The sequence below is a fragment of the Pseudomonas sp. S1_E05 genome, from assembly GCF_056337105.1.
Genome location: NZ_JBFRHM010000001.1, coordinates 1,612,269 through 1,636,800, shown reverse-complemented (window position 1 = coordinate 1,636,800; position 24,532 = coordinate 1,612,269). Strand labels below are relative to the sequence as shown.

The 24,532-nt window shown below is 61.3% G+C and carries 17 protein-coding genes; 9 read left to right on the top strand and 8 right to left on the bottom strand.

Annotated elements, in window-relative coordinates; translation table 11 throughout:
* Positions 1-231: 231 nt before the first annotated feature.
* The 7 genes from AB4N33_RS07525 (at position 232) to AB4N33_RS07495 (ending at position 11,705) form a co-directional block, all read left to right on the top strand.
* A complete protein-coding gene (locus AB4N33_RS07525; protein ID WP_476456878.1) occupies positions 232-798 on the top strand; it encodes an RBBP9/YdeN family alpha/beta hydrolase in 567 nt (188 codons plus the stop codon).
* Between the two features lie 123 nt (positions 799-921).
* Positions 922-2,925 (top strand): DUF1302 domain-containing protein, encoded by a 2,004-nt coding sequence (locus AB4N33_RS07520; RefSeq protein ID WP_476456877.1) that lies wholly within the window; start codon positions 922-924, stop codon positions 2,923-2,925.
* 41 nt (positions 2,926-2,966) lie between these two features.
* A complete protein-coding gene (locus tag AB4N33_RS07515; protein WP_476456876.1) occupies positions 2,967-4,325 on the top strand; it encodes a DUF1329 domain-containing protein in 1,359 nt (452 codons plus the stop codon).
* Positions 4,326-4,624: 299 nt separating this feature from the next.
* The gene (locus tag AB4N33_RS07510; RefSeq protein WP_476456875.1) at positions 4,625-5,704 is read left to right on the top strand and encodes a WD40/YVTN/BNR-like repeat-containing protein; all 1,080 of its coding nucleotides are present in this window, start codon (positions 4,625-4,627) and stop codon (positions 5,702-5,704) included.
* A gap of 31 nt (positions 5,705-5,735) precedes the next feature.
* On the top strand, positions 5,736-8,255 hold the full coding sequence (locus AB4N33_RS07505; protein ID WP_476456874.1) for an efflux RND transporter permease subunit: 2,520 nt from the start codon (positions 5,736-5,738) through the stop codon (positions 8,253-8,255).
* 7 nt (positions 8,256-8,262) lie between these two features.
* Positions 8,263-10,041 (top strand): acyl-CoA dehydrogenase C-terminal domain-containing protein, encoded by a 1,779-nt coding sequence (locus AB4N33_RS07500; RefSeq protein WP_476456873.1) that lies wholly within the window; start codon positions 8,263-8,265, stop codon positions 10,039-10,041.
* Between the two features lie 14 nt (positions 10,042-10,055).
* Complete coding sequence (locus AB4N33_RS07495; protein ID WP_476456872.1) at positions 10,056-11,705, top strand: fatty acid--CoA ligase; 1,650 nt, start codon at positions 10,056-10,058, stop codon at positions 11,703-11,705.
* Positions 11,706-11,735: 30 nt separating this feature from the next.
* Here the strand turns inward: AB4N33_RS07495 and AB4N33_RS07490 are convergent, their stop codons facing one another.
* The 6 genes from AB4N33_RS07490 to AB4N33_RS07465 form a co-directional block, all read right to left on the bottom strand.
* Positions 11,736-12,623, bottom strand: coding sequence for a DUF2950 domain-containing protein (locus AB4N33_RS07490; RefSeq protein ID WP_476456871.1), 888 nt, complete (start codon positions 12,621-12,623; stop codon positions 11,736-11,738).
* Complete coding sequence (locus tag AB4N33_RS07485; RefSeq protein ID WP_476456870.1) at positions 12,620-14,095, bottom strand: DUF3300 domain-containing protein; 1,476 nt, start codon at positions 14,093-14,095, stop codon at positions 12,620-12,622. Before AB4N33_RS07485 ends, AB4N33_RS07490 begins: the two co-directional genes overlap by 4 nt.
* Positions 14,096-14,193: 98 nt before the next feature.
* Complete coding sequence (locus AB4N33_RS07480) at positions 14,194-14,865, bottom strand: MarC family NAAT transporter (RefSeq protein WP_476456869.1); 672 nt, start codon at positions 14,863-14,865, stop codon at positions 14,194-14,196.
* A gap of 22 nt (positions 14,866-14,887) precedes the next feature.
* The gene (locus AB4N33_RS07475; protein WP_476456868.1) at positions 14,888-15,454 is read right to left on the bottom strand and encodes a hypothetical protein; all 567 of its coding nucleotides are present in this window, start codon (positions 15,452-15,454) and stop codon (positions 14,888-14,890) included.
* 393 nt (positions 15,455-15,847) lie between these two features.
* Complete coding sequence (locus tag AB4N33_RS07470) at positions 15,848-16,528, bottom strand: hypothetical protein (protein ID WP_476456867.1); 681 nt, start codon at positions 16,526-16,528, stop codon at positions 15,848-15,850.
* Positions 16,529-16,731: 203 nt separating this feature from the next.
* The gene (locus tag AB4N33_RS07465) at positions 16,732-17,682 is read right to left on the bottom strand and encodes a site-specific integrase (protein WP_476456866.1); all 951 of its coding nucleotides are present in this window, start codon (positions 17,680-17,682) and stop codon (positions 16,732-16,734) included.
* A 182-nt stretch (positions 17,683-17,864) separates the two neighbouring features.
* Here AB4N33_RS07465 and AB4N33_RS07460 point away from each other — a divergent pair, with 182 nt between their 5' ends.
* Positions 17,865-18,854 (top strand): DNA-binding protein, encoded by a 990-nt coding sequence (locus tag AB4N33_RS07460; protein WP_476456865.1) that lies wholly within the window; start codon positions 17,865-17,867, stop codon positions 18,852-18,854.
* A 99-nt stretch (positions 18,855-18,953) separates the two neighbouring features.
* On the opposite strand, the gene AB4N33_RS07455 is transcribed toward AB4N33_RS07460, so the two are convergent.
* Both AB4N33_RS07455 and AB4N33_RS07450 read right to left on the bottom strand, forming a co-directional pair.
* Positions 18,954-19,625, bottom strand: a complete 672-nt coding sequence (locus tag AB4N33_RS07455; RefSeq protein WP_169866583.1) for a response regulator — start codon at positions 19,623-19,625, stop codon at positions 18,954-18,956.
* Positions 19,600-22,977, bottom strand: a complete 3,378-nt coding sequence (locus AB4N33_RS07450; RefSeq protein ID WP_476456864.1) for an ATP-binding protein — start codon at positions 22,975-22,977, stop codon at positions 19,600-19,602. Before AB4N33_RS07450 ends, AB4N33_RS07455 begins: the two co-directional genes overlap by 26 nt.
* A gap of 262 nt (positions 22,978-23,239) precedes the next feature.
* Between AB4N33_RS07450 and urtA the strand changes: the two genes are divergently transcribed.
* A complete protein-coding gene (urtA, locus tag AB4N33_RS07445) occupies positions 23,240-24,484 on the top strand; it encodes an urea ABC transporter substrate-binding protein (protein WP_169866581.1) in 1,245 nt (414 codons plus the stop codon).
* Positions 24,485-24,532: the final 48 nt, after the last annotated feature.

Genomic DNA, 24,532 nt, shown 5'->3' with positions numbered 1-24,532 from the left:
TGCCTGGCGCGCCAGATAGCGCGCATCCATTGATTACAGCGGCCTGCAGCGCATTCGTCGAGGTATTTGACCAGCGGTCGACGGTTGTCGAATGGCGCGGGTTTGTCATGAAAAGAAAAGTGCATGACGTCCAATGAAAAGCGCCGGGGGCGGGGGCTCTTTAATGTCAGTCCTACAAGAAAGTACTGACCACCGAGTCAGTCAAATCACCGTGATAGCAAAGGTGTTGACGTGGACAAACTGCAGACATCCGCCACCGTTCTGATCGTTCCCGGCTTGCGCGAGCATGTGGCCGAGCACTGGCAGACATTGCTCCAGGACCGCCTGGCCAAGGTTCGCAGTGTGCCGCCGTTGACGACCGACAAGCTCGACTGCATGGCGCGCGTTCGGGCGATCCAGCATGAAATCGAGCAGATCGACGGGCCGGTGATTCTGGTCGCCCACAGCGCTGGTGTGTTGATGGTCGCGCATTGGGCCGCGCATTACCGCCGGCCCATCAAGGGCGCGTTGCTTGCCGCACCACCAGACCTCGATGCTGTCTGGCCCCAGGGCTATCCATCCGCCGAATCCCTCGGCAGCCATGGCTGGCATCCGCTTCCACAAGCGCCACTGCCGTTTCCCAGCATCGTGGCGGCCAGTACCAACGATCACCTCGCCAGTTTTCCTGCCGTGACGCGCATGGCGCAAAACTGGGGCGCCGAATTGCTCGATCTGGGCGATGTCGGCCATCTCAACCCGGCCGCAGGATTTGGCCACTGGCAGCACGCCGAGGCACTCATCCTGCAGCTGGATCGCTAATACAGGAGCCGGACTGGCAACGCACCATACGGCATTTGCCCTCACTCCTGAAACGCCAACCCCTGGTGGTCGGCGAGAGGGCGGCTGCGCTTAAAACAAAATAAAAATGGCGGAGACAACGCAATGCACAACACCAAGACTCACGGCTTCACCGGTTTACGCTACAGCTTGCTGGCCTCGGCCGTACTCGCCGCGATCATGCCCGTGGCCCACGGCGTCGAGATCGATACGGGAAACCCGGATTGGAACGTGCGCCTGGATAACACCGTCAAGTACAACTACGGCGTGCGCACCGAAAGCGCCGACAAGCGCATGTTGGGAACGCCGAACAACAACGACGGTGACTACAACTTCCGCAAGGCCGGCACCAATATCACCAACCGTGTCGACCTGTTGACCGAGATGGATGTGGTCTATCAGAACCACATGGGTTTTCGTGTCAGTGCCGCCAGTTGGTATGACAAGGCCTACGAGAACACCGGCTCCAATTCCAACCCGTTCGTCAACGGCAATGGCTCGACATCCGGCCTGGTCGCCAACGACCCACGCCTGGCGGGCGTGACCCGTGACAACGTGGGTTTCGGCAGCCCGCACCTGAGCAACTATGCGCAGCGTTATTACACCGGCCCGTCCGGCGAAATCCTCGATGCCTTTGTGTTCTACAGCACCGAGGTCGGCGAGGAGTCGATGCTCAGCGTCAAGGCCGGCCAGCACAACGTGTTCTGGGGTGAAACCCTGCTCAACCCGGTGCACTCGATGAGCTACGGCCAATCGGGCCTGGACCTGGCCAAGCTCGCGGCGTCGCCGGGCACCGAAGCCAAGGAGCTGTTCGTCCCGCGTAACCAGCTGTCGATGTCGTTCACCGTCAACCCCGAGTTGACCGTCGCCGCCCAGTATTTTCTCGACTGGGACGCGGCTCGGCTACCGGAAGCCGGAACCTACTATGGCGGCTCCGACCTCGTGGGTTTCGGCGCGCAGTCGTTCCTGCTCGGCAACACTAACGCTGTTGTGCCTGGCAGCCCTCTGGGTTGTGGCCTGGCGCCGTGTAACGGCCTGACCAACGTGCGCCGGGGGCATGATCTGACGCCAGACAAGCGCGGCGACTGGGGCATCATGGCCAAGTGGTCGCCGGCCTGGTTGGATGGCACCCTGGGCGTGTACTACCGCGAAACCTCCGAAATCCTGCCGCAGGCGTGGCTCGATGCCCGGGGCCTGAGCTCGGCCAACGCCAATGGCACTCGCCCGGCGGGCCAGGTGCCGGCGGTGATCAACACCCTGAACTCGCTGAGCACCGCGACCTATCAACTGGCCTATGCCGATAACATCAAGATCGTCGGCCTGAGCCTGTCCAAGGACGTCGGTGGCATCAGCGTGGGCTCGGACCTCAACGTTCGGCACAACATGCCGCTGGCGAGTATCCCGGCAATCGTCAGTACCAACAGCCCGTTGGGCCTGGGCCGGGGGCTTGGGCTGCTGCCAGCCCGCACGGCGTCGACCGGCGTGGTCTACGACACGCCGGAAAAGGGCGACAGCATGAGCGCCACCGGTGACACCCTGCACTGGACGCTCAACGGCCTGATGACCCTGCCGAAAACACCGGTTTTCGATTCCGCCACCGTGTTGGCCGAACTGTATTACAGCAACTTGCTCAAGCTCGATAGCAAGAACGAGGCGCTCTACAAGGGCAAGGACAGCTATCACGGCATTGATGCGCCAACCCGTGACAACTGGGGCATCGCCGTCAACTTCACCCCGACCTGGTACCAGGTGTTCCCGGGCATCGATCTCAACGCGCCAATGTCGGTCAACGTTGGGCTGGACGGCGTGTCGCCCGTTTCCGGCGGCGGTGCCAAGGACACCGGCAACTACGCCGTGGGCGTTGGGGCGGTTGTGTACAACAAATACTTCATTGACCTGAAGTACGTGGACTCTTTCGGCAAGACCGACAAGTGCGACGTCAGTGGCGTGAGCACCGGTCCGACCGGTGGTGACGGCTCCACGCCAAACGCTTTCAGCGGCAACCAGAACTACGCCTGCTACGCCGGTGGTTATTCGGCCTTTTCCGGTGGCGGTGCCACGACCGAAGACCGTGGTGCGGTGTACCTGACGATGAAAACCACTTTCTGATTCACCACTGGCTTGCGCACTGCAAGCAGGAGAACGTCAAGATGAAATTCGCCAAAACCCTGTTGGCCGCTTCACTGGCCATGGTCCTCGCCGCCCAGGCACAGGCCGCCGTATCCACCCAGGACGCTGCCAAGCTGGGCAGTAACCTGACCCTGGTCGGCGCCGAAAAGGCCGGTAACGCCGACGGTTCCATCCCTGCCTACAGCGGTGGCCTGACCACGCCGCCGGCCGGTTTCAAGTCCGGTGATAGCATGCGCCCGGATCCGTTTGCCAATGAAAAGCCGCTGCTGGTGATCGACGGCAAAAACGTTGACCAGTACAAGAACCTGCTCAGCGCCACTACCGTGGAACTGGCCAAGCGTTTCCCGACCTTTCGTGTTGACGTTTACCTGACCCACCGCACCGTGTCCTTGCCTCAGGCCGTGCTGGACAACGGCGTGAAGAACGCCACAGGCGCCAAGTCCCTGGAAGGCGGGTTGGCCATCGACAACGTGCTGCCCGGCGTACCGTTCCCGATCCCGCAGTCGGGCAACGAAGCGATGTGGAATTTCCTGTTGCGTTATCAGGGCGTCAACATCAGCTCCAAATACGACTCCTGGAACGTCGACGCAGCAGGCGTGCCGAGCCTGGCGATCACCGGACAGGCGTTCATTTCCTACCCGATCTACGAAAACCTGGCGCAGCCGATCAGCAGCGCCGATGTGTACTACCAGATGAAACTCGCCTACACCGGGCCGGCTCGCCGGGCAGGTGAGGCGGTAATGCTCAAGGACGCCGCCAACCCGCTGCAACAGCCGCGCCGCGCCTGGCAATACCTGCCGGGGCAACGTCGCGTGAAGTTGGCGCCGAACCTGGCCTATGACACCCCCAACCCGGGTACTGCGGGTGCGGGCACCTACGATGACGTGTTCGTGTTCAACGGAGCGCTGGACCGCTACGACTGGAAGCTGGTCGGCAAGCAGGAAATGATCATTCCGTACAACACCTACAAGCTGACCTACGCCCAGGACCCGAAAGCGCTGACCACCGCCAATCACCTGGCCAGCGACTACGTACGGTGGGAGAAACACCGCGTATGGGTGGTCGAGGGCAACCTCAAGGCCGGTGCCCGCCACATCTACCAGAAACGTCGCTTCTATCTGGATGAAGACAGCTGGACCGCTGTGGCTTCCGACCAGTACGACGCCCGTGGCCAGTTGTACCGGGGCTCATTCGCCTTCCTCAGCCAGAGCTACGACAAGCAGGTCCCGGACTCCACGCCATTCATGATTTATGACCTGGTCGGCGGCTCCTACAACATCAACGGTGTGGTCGGGCCTTACGGTGGGATCAAGTACATCGATCCGCTTTCGAAGGCGCAATGGTCGGCGGAATCGCTGGCGGGCGCCGGGATCCGATAGCGGTCTCTGACGCCTGAATTCCTGTAGGAGCGGGCTTGCCCGCGATGGCGGTGTACCAGACACAGCAGGTTTGAATGCCCCGCCGCCATCGCGAGCAAGCTCGCTCCTACAGGGGATGCGTATTTGTGTGGGAGCGGGCTTGCCCGCGATGGTAGTCCGGGCACCGCGGGGTGTCAGGTTGTCAGCGTCATCGTTAACGACCATCGCGACGGTGCTACGATTCGACAAGCCCGCTCCCACAGGGGGCGTTGCCATTGGCGGGACGGTCCTTGTGGGTGATTTTCCGGAGAGGAAGCGGTATGGGTTCGAACAACAATTTCCGGCGCGTGGCACTGGCCTGTTTACTGGCCAGCGCGCAGGGCGTCAGCCAGGCCGCCGCGTATGTCGATGTGCTGGACCTGCCAGCCAAGACCAGTGCCCTGGCGACCAGCAGCCCGCTGTCCGGAACGACGCGGGCGGGCGAGCGCCTGGTTGCCGTGGGCCAGCGTGGCCACATCGTCTACAGCGATGACGGCGGCCGTCAGTGGCAGCAGGCTCAAGTACCGGTCAGTGCTGATCTGAATGCAGTGAGCTTTCCTGATGCCAACCAGGGCTGGGCAGTGGGCGGCGACGGCGTGGTACTGCACAGCAACGACGGCGGCAAGACCTGGGAAAAACAACTGGACGGACGCCAGATCGGTGCTCTGTTGGTCAAGCGTTACCAGGAACTGGCCGCCGCCGAGCCAGACAACCCGCAATGGCCGCTGTGGGTGGCCGAAGGCGAACGCATGACGGAGCAGGGCGCCGACAAACCGCTGCTCGATGTGTGGTTTGCCAACGAGCGCATGGGTTACGCGATCGGCGTGTTCAACCTGATTTTGCGGACTGACGACGGTGGTCAGAGCTGGACGCCGTTCCAGGATCGCACTGACAACCCGCAGGGTTTCCACCTCAACGCCATCGCCTCAACCGGCGATGCGTTGTACATCGCCGGCGAGCAGGGCCTGTTGCTCAAGTGGGATGACGCGTCGCAGCGCTTCGTTGCGCGACCGACGCCTTATCAAGGCAGCTTGTTCGGCGTGGTCGGCAAACCGGGCGAGGTGCTGGTCTACGGCCTGCGCGGCAACGTGCTACGCAGCACCGACGGCGGCGCCAGTTGGGCAGCCCTCGACAGTGGCCTGCACGTGAGCATTACCGCCGGCGTTATCGACGCCCAGGGCAATTACCGCTTGTTCACCCAGGGTGCCAGGAGTCTGGTCAGCCAGGGCCGCGGCGCGCAGATGCGCCTCGTGCAGCAGGCCGAACCGGTGCCGGTGACCGGCGTCACTCGCGCCAGCGCCAGGGACGGCTCGCTGTTGCTGGTGGGCGGCCGTGGCGTGCGCACGCTGACCGTTGAATAAGCCTTCGAACCCTAACAACGAGAACCCGGACATGGGCAATATCAAACAAGAAAGCATGCCGGTGATCCGCGACCTGCGCGATTTCGACCGTCAATCCGGCAATGTGCTGGAACGCCTGGTGTTCAACTCGCGCCCGCTGTTCATGCTGCTCATGGCCCTGGCCACGGTGGTGTTGGGCTACATGGCCGTGACTCGCCTGGAGCTGCGTCCCAGCTTCGAAAAGATGATTCCGCAGAGCCAGCCGTACATCCAGAATTTCCTGGAGAACCGCCAGTCCTTGCGCGGCCTGGGCAACTCAGTGCGGGTAGTGGTGGAAAACACCCAGGGTGACATCTTCGACCCCGGTTATCTGGACGTGCTCAAGCAGGTGAACGACAAACTGTTCCTCACCGAAGGCGTCGACCGTGCGTGGATGAAATCCCTGTGGAGCCCCGCTGTGCGCTGGACCGAGGTCACAGAAGAAGGCTTCCAGGGTGGGCCGGTGATGCCTGATACCTATCAGGGCCAACCGGAACAGATCGAACAGTTGCGCCAGAACATCTCCCGCGCCGGCATAGTCGGCAGCCTGGTGGCCAGTGACTTCAAGTCGAGCATGCTGATCGTGCCCTTGCTGGACAAGGCCACGGCCAGTGGTAAGCGCATCGACTACCGGGCGTTCTCGCAGATGCTTGAGGAACAGTTGCGCGACCAGATCGAATTTGCCGGCGACAGCTCGGCGCGCAAGGCCGGGGAGGAGGGCAAAGGGCCGTACAAGGTGCGGGTGATTGGTTTTGCCAAGTTGATGGGTGACCTGATCGACGGATTGATCCAGGTGATGATGTTCTTCGGCCTGGCGGTGCTGACCTCGCTGGCAATTATTTACGCCTACACCCGTTGCGTGCGCAGCACGTTGCTGGTGGTTGGCTGTTCGCTGATCGCGGTGGTCTGGCAGCTCGGTATCGTCGCCTGGTTGGGGTATGCCATCGACCCGTATTCGGTGTTGGTGCCGTTCCTGATCTTCGCCATCGGCGTGTCCCATGCGGCGCAGAAAATGAACGGGATCATGCAGGACATCGCCCGCGGCACCCACCGCCTGATCGCCGCGCGCTACACCTTTCGCCGCCTGTTCATCGCCGGCGTCACCGCTCTGCTGGCCGATGCCGTGGGCTTCGCCGTGCTGATGCTGATCGACATCCCGGTGATTCGCGACCTGGCAATTACCGCCAGCATTGGTGTCGCGGTGCTGATTTTCACGTCGCTGCTATTAATGCCCGTGGCCTTGTCCTACGTCGGCGTAGGTTCCAAGGCTGCCGAGCGTGCGCTTAAAATCGACAGCCGTGCCGATCGCCACAAGGGCTTTGGCCGGCTGTGGGACCTGCTGGATCGCTTTACCACGGCCAAATGGGCGACCGGTGCCGTGCTGGTCGCGGTGCTGATGGGCATCGGTGGCTTCATGGTCAGCCTGCACCTGAAGATCGGCGACCTGGAAAGCGGGGCGCCGGAGCTGCGTGCCGACTCGCGCTACAACCGTGACAACGCCTACATTACCAGCCATTACGCGCTGTCCAGCGACCTGTTTGCGGTCATGATAAAGACGGCCCCGGAAGGTTGCCTGAACTACAAGACGCTGATTCTCGCCGATCGGCTGGCCTGGGAACTGCAGCAGTCGCCCGGTGTGCAAGCCACGGCTTCGCTGGTCAATGCCGTGCGCCAGATCACCGCCGGCACCTATGAAGGCAACCCCAAGCTCAACAGCATCCAGCGCAACCAGGACGTGCTCAACTACGCGGCGCAGCAGGCGTCGGTCAATTCACCGGAGCTGTTCAACACCGACTGCTCGTTGATGCCAGTGATCGCTTTCCTCAAGGATCACAAGGCCGAGACCCTGGATGAGGTGGTGGCGATTGCCGAACGCTTCGCCAGGGACAACAACAGCGACGATCGCCAGTTTTTGCTGGCAGCCGGTTCGGCGGGGATCGAGGCGGCGACTAACATCGTCGTGCGCGAGGCCAATCGCACCATGCTGTTTTACGTGTACGCCGCGGTCACGCTGTTCTGCCTGATCACTTTCCGTAGCTGGCGCGCCACTGTGGTCGCGCTGTTGCCCCTGGTGCTGACCTCGATCCTGTGTGAAGCGTTGATGGTGGCCATGGGCATCGGCGTAAAGGTCGCGACCCTGCCGGTGATCGCCCTGGGCGTGGGGATTGGCGTCGACTACGCCTTGTACCTGCTCAGCGTGCAACTTCACTTCCAGCGCCAGGGCCTGCCACTCACCCAGGCGTACCGCAACGCGGTGTCGTTCACCGGTCGTGTGGTCGGGCTGGTGGGCATCACCCTGGCAGCAGGCGTGGTGTGCTGGGTCTGGTCGCCGATCAAGTTCCAGGCCGACATGGGCATCCTGCTGACCTTCATGTTCCTGTGGAACATGCTCGGCGCGCTGATCCTGATCCCCGCGCTTTCCTACTTCCTGCTGCGTGAGCGCACGCCCATGACGGCGTCTGTCGGCAGCGCTGACCACATCGAAACCACCGAACGTCCCGGCATGGCCCAGGCCGTGAACACTTGCGAGTAAGTCACTAATGTCTGATTACAAAGCTCCCTTGCGCGATATGCATTTCGTCCTCAACGAAGTTTTCCAGGTGTCCAGGCTTTGGGCCAAATTGCCCGGCCTGGCCGAGGTGATCGATGAAGAGACCGCCTCGGCGATACTCGAAGAAGCGGGCAAGATCAGCGGGGAGGTGATAGCGCCCTTGAACCGCGCCAGCGATGAACAGGGTTGCACCTGGAACAACGGCGTGGTCAGCGCTGCGGATGGATTCGCCGAGGCCTACCAGGCGTTTGCCGAGGGTGGCTGGGTCGGCGTGGGCGGCGATCCGCAATACGGCGGCATGGGCATGCCCAAGGCCATTTCGGCCCAGGTCGAGGAAATGGTCAATGCCGCCAGCCTGTCGTTCGGGTTGTACCCGATGTTGACAGCGGGCGCCTGCCTGTCGATCAAGGCCCACGCCAGCGAGGCATTGAAGGCCACCTACCTGCCGAACATGTACGCCGGCACCTGGACCGGTTCGATGTGCCTGACCGAAGCTCACGCCGGCACCGACCTGGGCCTGATTCGTACACGAGCCGAACCGCAAGCCGATGGCAGCTTCAGGGTCAGCGGCAGCAAGATTTTCATTACCGGTGGCGACCACGACCTGACGGAGAACATCATTCACCTGGTTCTGGCGCGCCTGCCGGATGCACCGGCAGGGCCCCGTGGCATCTCGTTGTTCCTGGTGCCCAAGGTGCTGGTCAATGCCGACGGTTCGCTGGGCGAAGCCAACGCCTTGTCCTGCGGCAGCATCGAACACAAGATGGGTATCAAGGCGTCCGCCACCTGCGTGATGAACTTCGACGGCGCTACCGGCTGGATCGTCGGTTCACCGGGCAAAGGCCTGGCAGCAATGTTTACCATGATGAACTATGAGCGGCTGGGCGTCGGGATCCAGGGCCTGGCCCAGGGTGAACGGTCTTACCAGAACGCCGTGGCTTATGCCCGCGATCGCCTGCAAAGCCGGGCGCCGACCGGGGCGCAAGACAAGGGCAAGGCTGCCGACCCAATCATCGTCCACCCGGACGTTCGGCGCATGCTGCTGACCATGAAGGCCCTGAACGAAGGGGGCCGTGCGTTCTCCAGCTATGTCGCGCTGCAACTGGACACGGCCAAGTACAGCGAGGACGCCAACCAGCGCAGCCGCGCCCAGGACCTGGTGGCACTGCTGACACCGGTGGCGAAGGCCTTCCTCACCGACATGGGCCTGGAAACCACCTTGCACGGGCAAATGGTCTTCGGTGGCCACGGCTATATTCGCGAGTGGGGCCAGGAACAATTGGTGCGTGATGTGCGCATCACCCAGATCTACGAAGGCACCAACGGCATCCAGTCGCTGGACCTGCTGGGACGCAAGATCGTCGGCAGCGATGGCGCGCTGTACCGCCTGTTCGCGGCAGAAATCCGCCACTTCATCGCCCATGCCTGCGCTGACCTCTGTGAGTTCACCCGTCCACTCAATGCCGCGGTCGACACCCTGGACGAACTGACCGAGTGGCTGCTCGACAAGGCCCGCAGCAACCCCAATGAGATCGGCGCAGCCTCGGTCGAATACCTGCACGTATTTGGTTACACCGCCTACGCCTACCTGTGGGCCCGGATGGCCAAGGCCGCTATGAGCACGCATTCAACCGATGATTTCTACGCCAGCAAACTGGCCACCGCGCGTTTCTATTTCGCCCGCTTGCTGCCACGCATTCATTCGCTGAGCACGTCGTCCATGGCCGGCAGCGCCTGCCTCTTCGCCTTGCCAGCCGATCAGTTCTGAAGGGAAGCCCCACCATGATGGCGACAAAAATAATTCCGCCTGCCGACGGCGCCCACGCCTATCCATTGCTCATCAAGCAATTGTTGCTGTCCGGCGTGCGCTACGAGCCGGGGCGGGAGATCGTCTACGCCGACAAGCTGCGCTACAGCTATCAAACCCTGAACCAGCGTATCCGCCGCCTGGCCAATGCGCTGACAGCCGCCGGGGTCAAGGCCGGGGACACCGTGGCCATGCTCGATTGGGACAGTCACCGCTACCTGGAGTGTTTCTTCGCCGTGCCGATGATTGGGGCGGTGCTGCACACGGTGAACATTCGCCTGTCACCCGATCAGGTGTTGTTCACGATGAACCACGCCGAGGATGACCTGGTGCTGGTACATGACGACTTCCTGCCGTTGGTGGAGCAGGTTCGCGACCGCCTCGAAACGGTAAAAGGTTTCATCCGCTTGAGCGACGACCAGGCTGTCGATACTGCGCTGCCTGTGTTGGGGGAGTACGAGCAGTTGCTGGCCGGCGCATCGGATCAGTATGACTTCGCCGACTTCGACGAGCATTCGGTGGCGACGCTGTTCTACACCACCGGCACCACGGGCGACCCCAAGGGCGTGTATTTCAGTCATCGCCAACTGGTCCTGCACACCCTGAACGCCGCTGGCACTCTTGGTGCCTACCAGGGGCAGCCGCTGTTGCGTTCCGACGACGTGTACATGCCCATCACTCCGATGTTTCATGTGCATGCCTGGGGCGTGCCCTATGTGGCGACGATGATGGGGCTCAAACAGGTCTATCCCGGCCGTTACGAGCCCAACACCCTGGTCCGGCTGTTCCGTGAGGAGCAGGTCAGCTTCTCCCACTGCGTGCCGACCGTGCTACAGATGATCCTCAACTGCGAGGAGGGCAGGAAGACCCGCTTCGAAGGCTGGAAGATGCTCATCGGTGGCAGCGCGTTGCCGTTGGGGATCGCCAGCGAGGCCAGCGCCAGGGGCATGCGGGTGCATGCCGGCTATGGCATGTCGGAAACCTGTCCATTGCTGTGCCTGACGCACCTGCGCGATGACGACCTGGCGCAACCGATGACCGAGCAACTGTTGACCCGCATCAAGACCGGCACGCCGATCCCGCTGGTCGATTTGAAGATCATCGACGCCAACGGCCACGAGGTGGCCCATGACGGCGAGTCCCTGGGTGAGGTCGTGGTGCGTGCACCCTGGCTGACCCAGGGTTACCTGAAGGAGCGAGAGAAGGGCGCCGAACTGTGGCAGGGCGGTTGGCTGCACACCGGTGATATGGCCTCGATCGACCCGCAAGGCTGCGTGGAAATCAAGGATCGAATCAAGGACGTCATCAAGACCGGCGGCGAGTGGATCAGCTCGCTGGAATTGGAAAGCCTGATCAGCGAACACCCGGCGGTGATGTCGGTCGCGGTGGTGGGCATTGCCGATGAGCAGTGGGGCGAGCGTCCGATGGCCATGGTGGTGTGCGAGGCAGGGCAGTACCTGGATCGCAAGCTGCTGGAAACCCATCTGCAAGCCTTTGTCGATGGCGGACGCATCAACAAATGGGCGATCCCCAAGCAGTTCAAGTTCGTCGCCGATATCCCGAAGACCAGCGTTGGCAAGATCAACAAGAAACTCATCCGCGAAAGCGAACTGAGCGCTCGTTGATCGCCTGAGCCGTCGCCCCGGGAGCGTTCGCTATTGCGGGGCGACGGTGACCTCCTGCCAACTGTCATCGGGGTCGAACAGCTTCATCGCCTGCGCCAGTTTGGCGCCATCGGGGCCCAGGTCTTTCTCGAAGACCTGGCCGTCATGGCTGATCATGAAACTCATCACGCCGGTGTCGTCGTATTTGACGGGCCAGGCAATCATCGCGAAGCCGCGGCTCATCTTGTCGCCGATCAGGTAGCTGTAGGCACCACCTGGTGCCGACGGTCCCTGGCCGTCTAGGATGCGGAAGTGATAACCGTGCCAGCCTTCGCCGGCCACACTTTTGCCGAACAACGGCCCCAGTGGGCTGATCTGCCCGCTGTCGTCTTCCGCCCAATAGAGCCCATCGTGCTTGCCGGGTGTGCTGAAGATCTTTTGCGCATATTCCAGCGCGCCGTCGCCATCACGATCCACGGTGGCATAGTCCATTTGCGCATCGTGATAGGTCAGCACCGCCTGCTGGGCGTCCAGTTCGTTGCGGCCGATGCGCCGGGTGCGCAGCTCGGCGTCTCCGGCCTTGATGTCGAAGCGCCAACCGCTTTCGCCTTTCAACAAGGGAATGGGCAGGGGCCAGTTGTCCTTGCCCACTGTCAGGGTGGCCTCGCGTTCGCCGGTTTTTTCGATGTGATGCTGCTCGTGGTATTGCCTGAGGAAAGCCTCCACATCCTCGCGCTGCGAACCTTTTCGCGGGATGTAGGTTTGCCAGTCCTTGCCCAGCAGTTCGGTCAGCCGGGCCTGATCGGCGCGCTCGGTGCCGAGCGCCTTGACGAAGGCCTCCGCGGCTTTTTCAGGGGTTGGAAAGGATTGCTGCGCTGCTGCAAAACACGACCATGCCAGGCCGAACAACAGCACCGATGTTTTCAAATACCTGTTCATCGACGGCCCCCCCGCGAACGTGCCCCGGCCCCGGAAGGCCGGCTGATCTGGCGACCCTCAGCCCGTGCGCCGCCACCGCCACGCTGGGCGGACGCCTGGCTGGCCCGGCCACGCAGGGCCTGGGCATTGGATTGCGACGGCGAGCGCACACCGGCGAAGGCGTTGTTGCGGGCGGCGCCGCGTTGCTGGGCGCCCTGGCGGTTCTGCTGCAAGTCCTGGCGGCGCTGGTTGTTCTGCGCGGCTTCGCGGCGCGGTGTTTGGTTTTCGCGCATGTTGCGTTGGGTGTTCTGGCTTCGGTCAGTCGCTCTCGGACGGTCCGTACCGGATTGCATGCGGTTGCCGACCGAGCCTTCGGACCGCGCCTGGCGCATCTGGTCCTGCGCCTGGCGATTGCTGGTAGCCGGACGCTGGATCCCGGCCCTGTCCATGGAATTGCGGGCCCGGTCGCGAGCCTGGGCGCGCTGGGCGGTGTCCCCGCGAAAGGCTTCGCGCTGGCGGGCGCCGTCCAGTTGGCGGCCGTACTGTTCACGACTGCGAGCATCTCGATACGGCACACCGTCGCGATTGGCCGGGTTGTGCTGCCACTTGTTGCTGTTGATGCGGTTGTTGATGTTGTTGCCATTGATGTTGTTGTAGCGGTTGACGTCGATGTCGACGTCGTTGTTGCCCCAGTCGCAATCGCCCCACAACGAGGCGACGATCGCTACCCCGGTGCCGAACGCCAGTCCGGCCACGAGGGCCTGCCCCGGGTAGTACGCCGGTGGCGGCGGGTAGTAGGCGGGCGGCGACGCCGGGTAAGGCCAGGTGCCGTAGGTGGTCGTCGGGTTATAGGTGGGGACGTACACCACCTGCGGGTCGGCGGGCTGGATGATGATGGTGGAATTGCTGCTGGCCGGTGCCGCTGGCAGGGTCTCGGCTTTCGGCCGGTCGGCGGGAGCAGGAGCGGGAGCGGCGACCTGTACCGTTACGTTCTGGTACTGGTTGCTCTCAAGGTTGCCGGCGGCCTGCGCCTGGCGCCGCAGATTCTGTACGCCACTCATCAGGTCGTCCGGTTGCGCGAGGAAGGCATCGCCCAGGCGCTGCACCCACACCGGGTCCTGGCCCAGGGTGGCGAGCACCTGCGGAAAAGCGACCAACGCCTGCACGCTGGGGTCCCAGGGCTGATTGGCCACCTGCTTGACCGCGTCGTCGCCCTTGGCATTCGGGTTGGCCTTGGACCAAGTCACGGCTTCGGCGACTTCCCCGGGATAAGTGCTCGCCATCAACACCTGTGCCAGCAATGGGTCGGGATAGAGCGCGATGGGGGCGGCCATTTGCTCCAGTTGTTCCTGGGTGAACACCGGGTCTTTTGCAGGTGGCGCGACGGCCGCTGTCTCGACCGGTGCCGGGGGCGTGTCCGGCGTTTGGGCCAGAGTGGTAGCCCCACTTAGAAACACAACGACTGACACCGCGTAAACCCATGAAATACGCATTGCCTTACCCCTGTGCAACCACGTTGGTTGGAGATGAAGGGATCCATGTCGAGACCGTGTAAACAGGCGATTTTCAAGCCCATCGACAAGCGTAGCTGCTACTGCGGGCGCAGCGTGTGAAAGTTGCTGTCGATGAGGGTTTGTACGATTTCCACCGCACCGTTGATTGCAAATTGTGCGCCCATGCACACCAGCAAAAAGCCCATCAGCCTTGAAATGGCATCGATGCCTGATTTGCCGGTCAGGCGCATGATGAACCCCGAGCCGCGCAGGCATAACCAGAGAATCAGCGCGGTCAACAGGAAGATCAGCGGCGGTGCTACCCAGATCACCCAGGCGGGGAACGCCGTGCTGTGCTTGATCGTGGCGGCCGAACTGATGATCATCGCAATCGTCCCGGGCCCTGCGGTACTGGGCATCGCCAGCGGGATGAAGGCGAAATCGATTTGCTCCGTGACGGCATCGGCGGGCTGGGGCGCCGGTACCGGCGGAAACAGCATCTTCAAGCCCATGATGATCAAGATCCCACCACCGGCCATGCGCAGGCCCGGTATGGAAATGTTGAACACGTCCATGACGAGCTCACCTACGTAATAAGTGAGCGTCATGATCAGGAAGACATACAACGACGTGAGGAAGGCCTGGCGGTTCTTTTCCTGCTGGTTCAGGCCTTTGCTCAGCGCGATGAACAACGCCACCGTGGTCGGTGGGTTGGTCAAGGGCAACAGTGCGAGAAGCCCGAGCGCAATGGCGTTGAGCAGGTCGGTCATGTCGGCGCTTTCTCTGGCCGGCTTAGCGTGAGGTTTTGACCTGGAGGAATTCGGTCAGAACGGCGTCGACCGTCTGCCCGACCTTGAGGTTGCCCATGCGTGCCTGAAGATCAGGGTTTTCAACCTTGACCACACGCACCGGCCCTTCAGGCGGCAGCAGGGTCACTTCGTGATCCTTGAGGTTGATGGCGGTGATCTTCGACGTCACCCGAACCTCACGAATCGCCTCGCCACCGGGGTTGGGGTTATCCTTGGCCACGCGCGCGACCATGGATTCATTGCTGACTCCCGGTTGATCACCGATATTGGTATCGAGCACATAGGCCACCGAACGCGCCACCTTGATGTCGACCTTGTCGCCGACTTGCAGGTTGTGCAGGTTCTTGGCCTGGTCGGAGAGTTGGATCACCACCGGTTTGCCCTCGGGATCTTCGATGGTCACCTGGCGATTCGCCGCGTCGACGGCCAGTACCTTGGAGATGATCTGACCTTCAAGGGTCTTGCTCCCCAACGGGATTTCGGCAGCTTGGGCCAGGGACATGATTGAGGCAAGAGCACCAGCGCAGGCAAGAAAGCGTATCGATTTCATAGGACTGCATTTCCATGTGATGTTGGATTGGGCTGCGCGATGCAAGGCTCAGACACGGCGCATTCGCCAAAGCATAGACATTGATTGGCGATGTGCTTGACGTAATCACCAGCGGATTTGTATGCATGCTTTTTTATCTGTGGGAGCCTGCTCGCGATGATCGTCAACGATAACGCGGGTATCCCAATGCCCTGCGGTGTTCTTGCGACCATCGCGAGTAAACTCGCTCCTACAGGGTTACGGTGTACTTAAACGGTTGTGGGAGGCAGCCACCGGACCTGTGGGAGCGAGCTTGCTCGCGATGAAGGTCAACGATGACGCGGGTGGCCTGACGCTCCTCGGCGCTGTCATGCCCATCGCGAGGTCGCTCACATCAAACCTGAATTAACGTTTTCAATACAAATCGGAATGCGTTGGCCAAGGTCGCATTTCACTCAGCAAGTGTTCCTCGTTTATCTCATGCAGAGACGGCAATACGGCGAGATGATCATACTTGGAGGGTGCAATAACCATCTCCAAGTGATTTCTATTGGCTAAACGGTTGTTGCCGCTATCTGCCTGTGACAGCCGTTTGTCGCCGTTTGGGTCGCCGTCCGACGCCTCTATTCCCCAAGCCATGTCCTGACCAATCTGGAAGCCGTCAAAATTCTTGGCATAGACCCTGACGAGCTCTGGAACACCTCGCTCCCCATCGTGGCGGGGTGTGACATCGTAATTCGGAGGTTGCGGATCTCCGGCTTGCGTAGAGGCGTCTGCGTAGTCAAGTGCTTTTTCCGGCGAGAGCGCAATGTAAAAACCGCTACCTCTGGCTTGTCCATCACTCGAACCGCAGAATTTAGTATTGAGTCCGGTTTCGCACATGCTACGCAAATTGACTTTGTTAGTACCGTGGTAGCCAATGAATTGGTAGCCGGCCTCCCGCAGTGCGTGATCAGCATCTCGGATATGGTCAATGGCGCGGTTATCTGCAACATCGCCGAATCCCAGCTTCCCCAGCACGTTTTGCGGTATTGTCGAGTCATCTCTGACTCGAGTCGGGCAGAGCAGAGGCAGACAGATTGGCGAAGTTTTCATAAGGTGGTCCTCGTTTCGGCAGCATTGCAGGTCAAGTTGTAGTTGGAGCACTTTTCTCTGAAAGAGAGAGTGTGGATACCGACTGACTAGTGAACCTGGTCAAAGTTGTGGAACACCAATATAGACATGAGCCATGGAGGTAATCCTGATCACCCTACACAGCTAGGGGTTATTCAGTGCGCCCAGAGGATAGGCTGTCTCTGTTAAGTCACGAACACACCAATCTGCTGCGGCGCCTGAACCGCCAGCCCGCCAAACGACGCTGCCGAGTCCACATACCGCAGCGCGGATTTCACGTCCTTCCAGCCCACGTAACTCATCAAGCCCTTGATGTCCCAGCCGTTCGCCGACGCCCAGGTGGCAAAGCCCCGGCGCAGCGAGTGGCTGCTGTAGAGCTCGGGCGCGACACCCGCTTGCTCAAAGATGCGCCGTAACAGTGGAACCAGGCTGTTGGCGTTGATCCCTTCTTCAGCCAGGTGGCCCCAGCGATCGATCTTCCTGAATACGGGGCCATGGGCGATGCCGGCGGCGGTGATCCAGTTGATGTAGGCCTGAACGGGGCAGAGTTTCTTCAGGGCCGGGGTGTGATAAGTCGCCCCCAGATGCTGCCGGTCGCCCTTGGAATGGGGCAGGTAGAAGGTGATGCCGATGCCTGCTTCGACCTGGGTGTGCTCAACCTGCAAGCGTGCCAGTTCATCCCCGCGAAACCCGCGCCAGAAGCCAATCAGCACCAGTGCGATGTCGCGCCGATGACGCATGACACCGGGCCAGTCGCCGTGCGCCTGGGCCAGGCTCGCTTGTTGCTCCAGCCAGCCCACGGTTTGCTCCAGGTGAACGAGTAGCAGCGGGGCGGCCTGTTTTACCGGGGCAGGATGCAGCGTGCGGATGCCCTTGATCATCTGCTTGACCGTGGGTGTCTTGGTGGGATCGGGAAACCCCTGGGTGACGTGCCACTGTGCCAACGCCGCCAGCCGCTGTTTCAGCGTGCTGATCGCCAGCTTGTCCGCGTACTCGGCGAGGTAACGCACGATGCCATCGCCGGTCGCTGGCAGGAAACCGCCCCACGTCACTTCGAAATGCTCCACGGCCGCGCGGTAACTGCGTCGGGTGTTTTCCCGCGTGCCGGCCTGCAGATAACGATCAACCTTGTTCATGACGGGGTTCCTGCGCAAAACGGGCTCTCAAGCAGATCACGATGGGCGAAAACTACCCATCACATTCGATAACGCTCAATTATGTTATCAAAGACCGAAGGTTGCTTTGTGTAATTTCTATACATAACGTAGTATGTAAATACGTATTACGTAATACAGTATGAAATAGTAGGAGCGAAAACATGGCGCGTGGCGGTGTAAACAAGGTAATCGTCCTGAAAGCGAGGCAATCGTTGCTGGCACGTGGCGAGAATCCGAGCATCGACGCGGTCCGTATCGAGCTGGGCAATACCGGCTCGAAAACCACCATTCACCGTTATCTCAAAGAGATCGAGACGATCGATCCGGCGCCGCCAACTTCGTCAGAGCGCCTGAGCGAGGAGCTGACCGCGCTGGTCGCCGGTTTGCTGGAGCGACTCCAGGAAGAGGGCAGGGAAGCGATTGACCTCGCTCAGGCACAATTCGATACCGAGCGTACCGACTTGCAGCAGCGGCTCGACGCCTCCCAGGTCCAAGTCGCTTCCTTGCAACGTGAGGTCGATATCCAGAAAAGCGCGCTGGCGGCACAGTCCGAAGAACTGCAGCTCTGCCAGGCCAGCCTTCAAACCGAGATCACCCGCAATGCGCGCCTGAGCCAGAGTTGCAGCGACCTGGAGCTACGGGTGCAGGAGAAGGACGAACAGATCCGCTCCCTTGAGGACAAGCACCAGCATGCTCGTGAGGCGCTCGAGCATTACCGCAATGCGGTCAAGGAACAGCGCGATCAGGAACAACGCCGCCACGAAGGCCAATTGCAGCAAGTCCAGCTCGAGCTTCGCCAGTTGCAGCAAACCCTGATGCTCAAGCAGGACGAGTTGACCCGCCTTAACCGTGACAACGAGCGTCTGCTGGCCGAAGCCCGACAACAGGCGAAGGCCATGTCCACGCAGGGGGATTCCTTGCAGCGCTTGTCCGATGAAAATGCCCACATGAAAACTTCGGTCGCCAGGGCTGAAGGCGCCAGGGAGTTGCTGCAAGAGCAGATGGGTGTTTCCCGCGATGAAATCAAAAGGCTCGAAGTCGAGCTGGCGCGAGCCGCGTCCGAGGCCGCGCACCAGTTGCAGCAATCTCACGCGCAGGTCGCGGCGTTGCAACAGACGATCAATCAATATCAAACAGGTGAAGAGCGATGACCCATGAAGAAGCAGGACGCAACGCGGTGTCGGTGGAGCGATCGAGCCTCAAGTCTGCCCACGAACGCATCGTCGAGATGTTGATGGCTGGCGAACGGATCAACCTTCTTTTGCCATCGCGGCGAGCGCTACCGAGGTTGCAGCCGTCCGCGTCTCCACGCCGAGCTTGATGTAGATGTGCTCAAGGTGCTTGTTCACGGTCCTTGGGCTCAGTTGCAGGATGTCGGCAATGTCCTTGTTGGTCTTGCCACATGACACCCAGCGCAGTACCTCGACTTCGCGTTCGGTCAAGTGAAAGCGGTGGGACAGGCGGGTGAAGACCAGCGCGTCATCGAACCCCACCTGCTGGGACGAGTCGCGCGCCGATTGCAACGTGCGTGCGGTACGCAGGTGCGAGGCGACCCGTGCGACCATTTCTGCGCACTGTATGGGTTTGGTGACGTAGTCGATGGCGCCGGCCTCGAATCCCTTGACCACATGATCGGTGTCGGTGAGTGCCGTCATGAACAGCACCGGAATGTTCGAAGCCTCGGGCTGTTGCTTGATCTGTCGACAGGTTTCAAAGCCGTCCAGGCCGGGCATCATCGCGTCCAGCAGGATCAGATCCGGTCGCCGGCGCTGGATGCGCGTCAATGCGCTGGTGCCATCCAGCGCGACCAACACCATGTAGCCGGCTTCATCCAGCGCATCGGACAGCAACGCCAGGTTATCCGGCGTATCGTCGACAATCAGGATGACCCCTTTCTCAGTCGGCTGGGTGATGGCGTTCATTGAGCACCTCCTTTAACTGCAAACTCAGTTCGTCCAGGCGAAAGCCCTTGGCCAGCAGCCGCAAGTCGGCGATGAAACTGGCGCTGGCGACGCTTTGACGCTCGATGGCATCCAGCTTGTTCTGGATGCCGCGTACGTGCCCGAGCCCGCACAGTTCATACAAATCTTCCAGGTCCTGGCGGGGCGGTAGCACCCACGGCACCTTTATCTGTGCGGTATTGGGCGGCCGGTGTTGCCACTCCAGTTTCAGGTGATGCTTGAGGCGGTCGAGCAAGTGGCGCAGGTGCACGGGCTTGGACAGGTAGTCGTGGCCCAGACTGTCCTCTGTGCTGGTGTTGGCATTGGCCGACAACACAATCACCGGCACATCGGAGCGGGCGTTGTGGCGGATCATGCGGATGGTGCTCCAGCCGTCCATGTCCGGCATCGACAGGTCCATGAGGATCAGGTCCGGGTGCAGCAGCGACACCTGGCGCACGGCCTCCAGGCCGTTCTGTGCCTGGACGATCTCGAAGCCCAGGGGTTCGAGCATCCCGGCGATGACCTTGCGATGCTCGATGTGGTCATCCACCACCAATACCCGGCGGCGCCGGCCTTCGTAGCCGATCACATCATGGTTGGCGTCCTCGACCGCCTTGGGCACCCGCACTTCGGAGAGGAACAGGCGCACCTGAAAGTGCGTGCCTTCGCCCTGGGTACTGGAGACGGAGAGGGCGCCGCCCATCAGCGAGGTCAACATGCGGGTGATGGTCAAACCCAATCCCACGCCATTGTCCTGGCGAGTCTGGCCGCCACGCTCGAAGGGCTGGAAGATGCGCTCGATTTGCTCCGGGGCAATGCCGATGCCGCTGTCGATGATGTCAAAGATGGCGGTTTCCCTGCGGTAGCTGACACGCAACACCACTTCGCCACGGTCCGTGAAGTTCACCGCGTTGCCCAACAGATTGATCAGGATCTGCCTGACGCGTTTTTCGTCACCGCGCACCACCATGGGCATGCGCCCCTCAAGTTCCAGGCGAAAGTTGAGGTGCTTCTGGGTGGCTGTACTGGCGAAGATTTTCTCAAGGTCGTGCAGGAACTCCTGAAACAGGATTTCCGACGGCTCCAGCCGCAGTTTCCCCGCCTCGATCTTCGCCACGTCCAGCAGCCCGTCGATCAACGACAACAGGTGCGAACTGCTGCGCATGATGGTTGCCAGCGGGTCCTGATGTCGTGCGGGCGTTGCCCCATCTCGTTGCAGGATCTGGGTAAACCCCAGGATGCTGTTGAGAGGAGTGCGCAGTTCGTGGGAAAGCCCGGTGATGTAACGACTCTTGGCGGCATTCGCCGCTTCCGAGGCTTCCTTGGCTTCTTGCAGCGCCAGGTCGGTTTTCTCGTGGGCTTCGATCTCCTGGATCAGCAAGGACGTCTGGCGCTCGGATTCTTCCTGGGCGACGCGTCGACTTTCCCGGGTCAGCACGATCCACCAGGCCAGCACACCGGCACCGACGCACACCATCAGGAAGGCCTTGAGGAACGCCAGCGTCAACATCTGTTGAGCCGACGGATCGACCAACCCATGGGCGACCTGTTTGTAGATCAGTGCGAGCCCTCCTGATGATCCGGCCAGCAGAATCGCCAGCAGGCCCAGGTATTGCGCAAGGCGTGTGTGCAGATAGCGACGCGGCAGGCGCGGCAACATGCGGCTGATCAAGTCTTCCAGTTGCAGGGAGAGCCGCGCCCGGGTCTTGCACTGATCGGCGCAACGCGCGTCGAGCGAGCAGCACAGCGAGCAAATGGGCGTGCGGTAGGCGGGGCAGTACGCCATGTCTGGCGTTTCGAAGTGGTTATTGCACAGGCCGCACCGCAGGTTTTCCTGTGGACCTTCAGGGTAGAGCAGGTTGCTTGCGCTGGTGCGGGCAATGTAATAACGCCCCTGGGTCAGCCACGCCAATAGTGGCGCGGTGATCAACGCAATAGTCAGCGAGATCAGGGGCGGCGCCGCCTGGGCCAGCGAACCAAACAAACCGAAGTGGGCGCAAAACGAAGCGAGCGAAGCGATCAGCATCGCGCCGACCCCCACCGGATTGATGTCGTAGAGGTGCGCGCGCTTGAATTCGATGTACCGGGGTGACCAGCCCATCGGTTTGTTGATCACCAGATCGGCAACCAGGGCACCAATCCAGGCAATCGCCACGTTCGCGTAAAGCCCCAGCACCTGCTCGATTGCATCGAACACGCCCAGCTCCATCAGCACCAGTGCGATGGCGACGTTGAACACCAGCCAGATCACCCGACCGGGATGGCTATGGGTGACGCGGGCGAAGAAGTTCGACCAGGCCAGGGAGCCGGCATAGGCATTGGTCAGGTTGATCTTCACCTGGGAAATGATCACGAACAGGGTCATGGCCGCCAGTGCCCATTCAGGCGAACTGAACACATAGCGGTAGGCGACCAGGTACATTTGCGTCGGCTCGGCAGCTCGCTCGATGGGCACTTCGTACTGCAAGGCCAGGAACGCGAGGAACGCTCCGGCCATGATTTTCAGGGCGCCGGGGATGATCCAGCCGGGGCCGGCCATCAGCAGCGCCGCCCACCAGCGTTTGCGATTGCGCCGGGTTTTCTCCGGCAGGAACCGCAAGTAGTCGACTTGCTCGCCAATTTGCGTGACCAGCGACAGCGCCACACTGAACGCGGCACCGAACAACAACAGATCAAAGGTGCTGCCTTCGCCTTCGCGCCCCGAAAAGGTCATCCAGTCGCTCAAGGCCGTGGGGTTTTTCCAGATCACAAAGACATAGGGCACCAACAGCAGGATCAACCACAGCGGCTGCGACCACATCTGCAAGCGGTTGATCAGGGTGATGCCGTAGGCCACCAGCGGAATCACGATCACCGAACAGATGACGTAGGCGAGCGCCAGGGGAATCTGGAAATACAGCTCCAGGGCCAGGCTCATGATCGCCGCTTCCAGGGCAAAAAATAGAAAGGTGAAACTCGCGTAGATCAGCGACGTGATGGTCGAGCCGATGTAGCCGAAGCCCGCACCACGGGTGAGCAGGTCCATGTCCACGCCATAACGCGCTGCGTAGTAGCTGATGGGCAGACCCGTGAAAAAGATGACCAATGCGGCGGCCAGGATGGCCCACGCGGTGTTGGTGAAGCCGTAGCTCATCACCAGGGCGCCACCAATGGCCTCCAGCGCCAGGAACGACACCGCGCCCATGGCCGTGTTGGCGATGCGAAACTCGGACCATTTGCGAAAGGCCTTGGGGGTGAACCTCAACGCGTAGTCTTCCATTGTCTCGTCGGCGACCAGGCTGTTGTAGTCGCGGCGGACTTTGATGATGCGCTGGGAGCCAGGTGGAGACACGATACGCTTCCGCAGGAGAGTTGAAGGGCGCTGACAGGGTCGGTCGAAGCAAATTCCGTGCCCCGGCCTTGGGGCCCTGTCCTCGGCGAACGCCCGCGATCATGCCAGCCCGGCGCGGTGCTGGCGGTACGTCAAATGACGTACTTCCCTACGTCAAGCTGCGTATACCGGGTTAATGCCCCCGGCTTCATGCTGCGTCCACCTCGTGACGAAACGCCATTCAGAGCGTTTGCCGCGAATCACCCGCACAGGAGCCGCATCAATGGAAAAATCATTACCGGGCGCCAAGCGCTTTCTCCCGCGACGGTTGACGCTGGGGGCCGCCGCGCTGTCGCTGATCGCCGCCAGCATTGTTGGCCAATCGGCGCTGGCGGATGACGCCAACACCACGGGCCTGGCGGTGACCGCCACCGAAGTCACCGTGGGCCAACTGCATTCGGCCACCGGCACCATGGCGATCTCCGAAACCGGTTCGATCCAGGCCGAACGCCTGGCCATCGACCAGATCAACGCTTCAGGCGGGATTTTGGGTCGTCAGATCAAGGTCGTGCAGGAAGATGGTGCATCCGACTGGCCAACCTTCGCGGAAAAAGCGCGCAAGTTGCTGGTGGGCGACAAAGTGGCAGCGGTGTTCGGCTGCTGGACCTCGGCCTCGCGCAAGGCAGTGTTGCCGGTGTTCGAGAAAGAAAACGGCTTGCTGTACTACCCCACGTTCTACGAAGGGCTGGAACAGTCCAAGAACGTGATCTACACCGGCCAGGAAGCCACTCAACAAATCATTGCCAGCCTGGACTGGATCGCCAAGGAGAAGGGCGCCAAGACGTTCTACCTGATCGGCTCCGATTACATCTGGCCGCGCACCTCGATGAAAATTGCCCGCAAGCACATCGAGAACGTGCTGCACGGCACGGTGGTTGGCGAGGACTACTACCCGTTGGGCAACACCCAGTTCGGTTCGCTGATCAACAAGGTCAAGCTGAAAAAGCCTGACGTGGTGTTCGCCGCCGTCGTGGGCGGTTCCAACGTCGCTTTCTACAAGCAACTCAAGGCGGCAGGCGTGACCGCTTCCAAGCAGAACCTGCTGACCCTGTCGGTGACCGAGGATGAACTGCTGGGTATCGGCGGCGAAAACATGGCCGGTTTCTATGCGTCGATGAAGTACTTCCAGAGCCTGGACAACCCGAACAACAAAGCCTTCGTCGATGCCTTCAAGGCCAAGTACGGCAAGGACGCGGTGATGGGTGACGTGACCCAGGCGGCCTATCTCGGCCCTTGGCTGTGGAAGGCGGCGGTCGAGAAGGCCGGCAGCTTCGACATCGACAAGGTGGTGGCCGCATCCCCGGGCATCGAGCTGAAAACCGCACCCGAAGGCTACGTGAAGGTCCACGACAATCACCACCTGTGGAGCAAGACCCGCATCGGCGAAGCCCAGGCCGACGGCCAGTTCAAGGTGATCTACGAGTCGGATCTGATCGAACCGAACCCGTTCCCCAAAGGTTACCAATAAGCCTCGTTCAAGGTGGGGGCGGGTGCCCTCACCTTGAAAACGCCACGC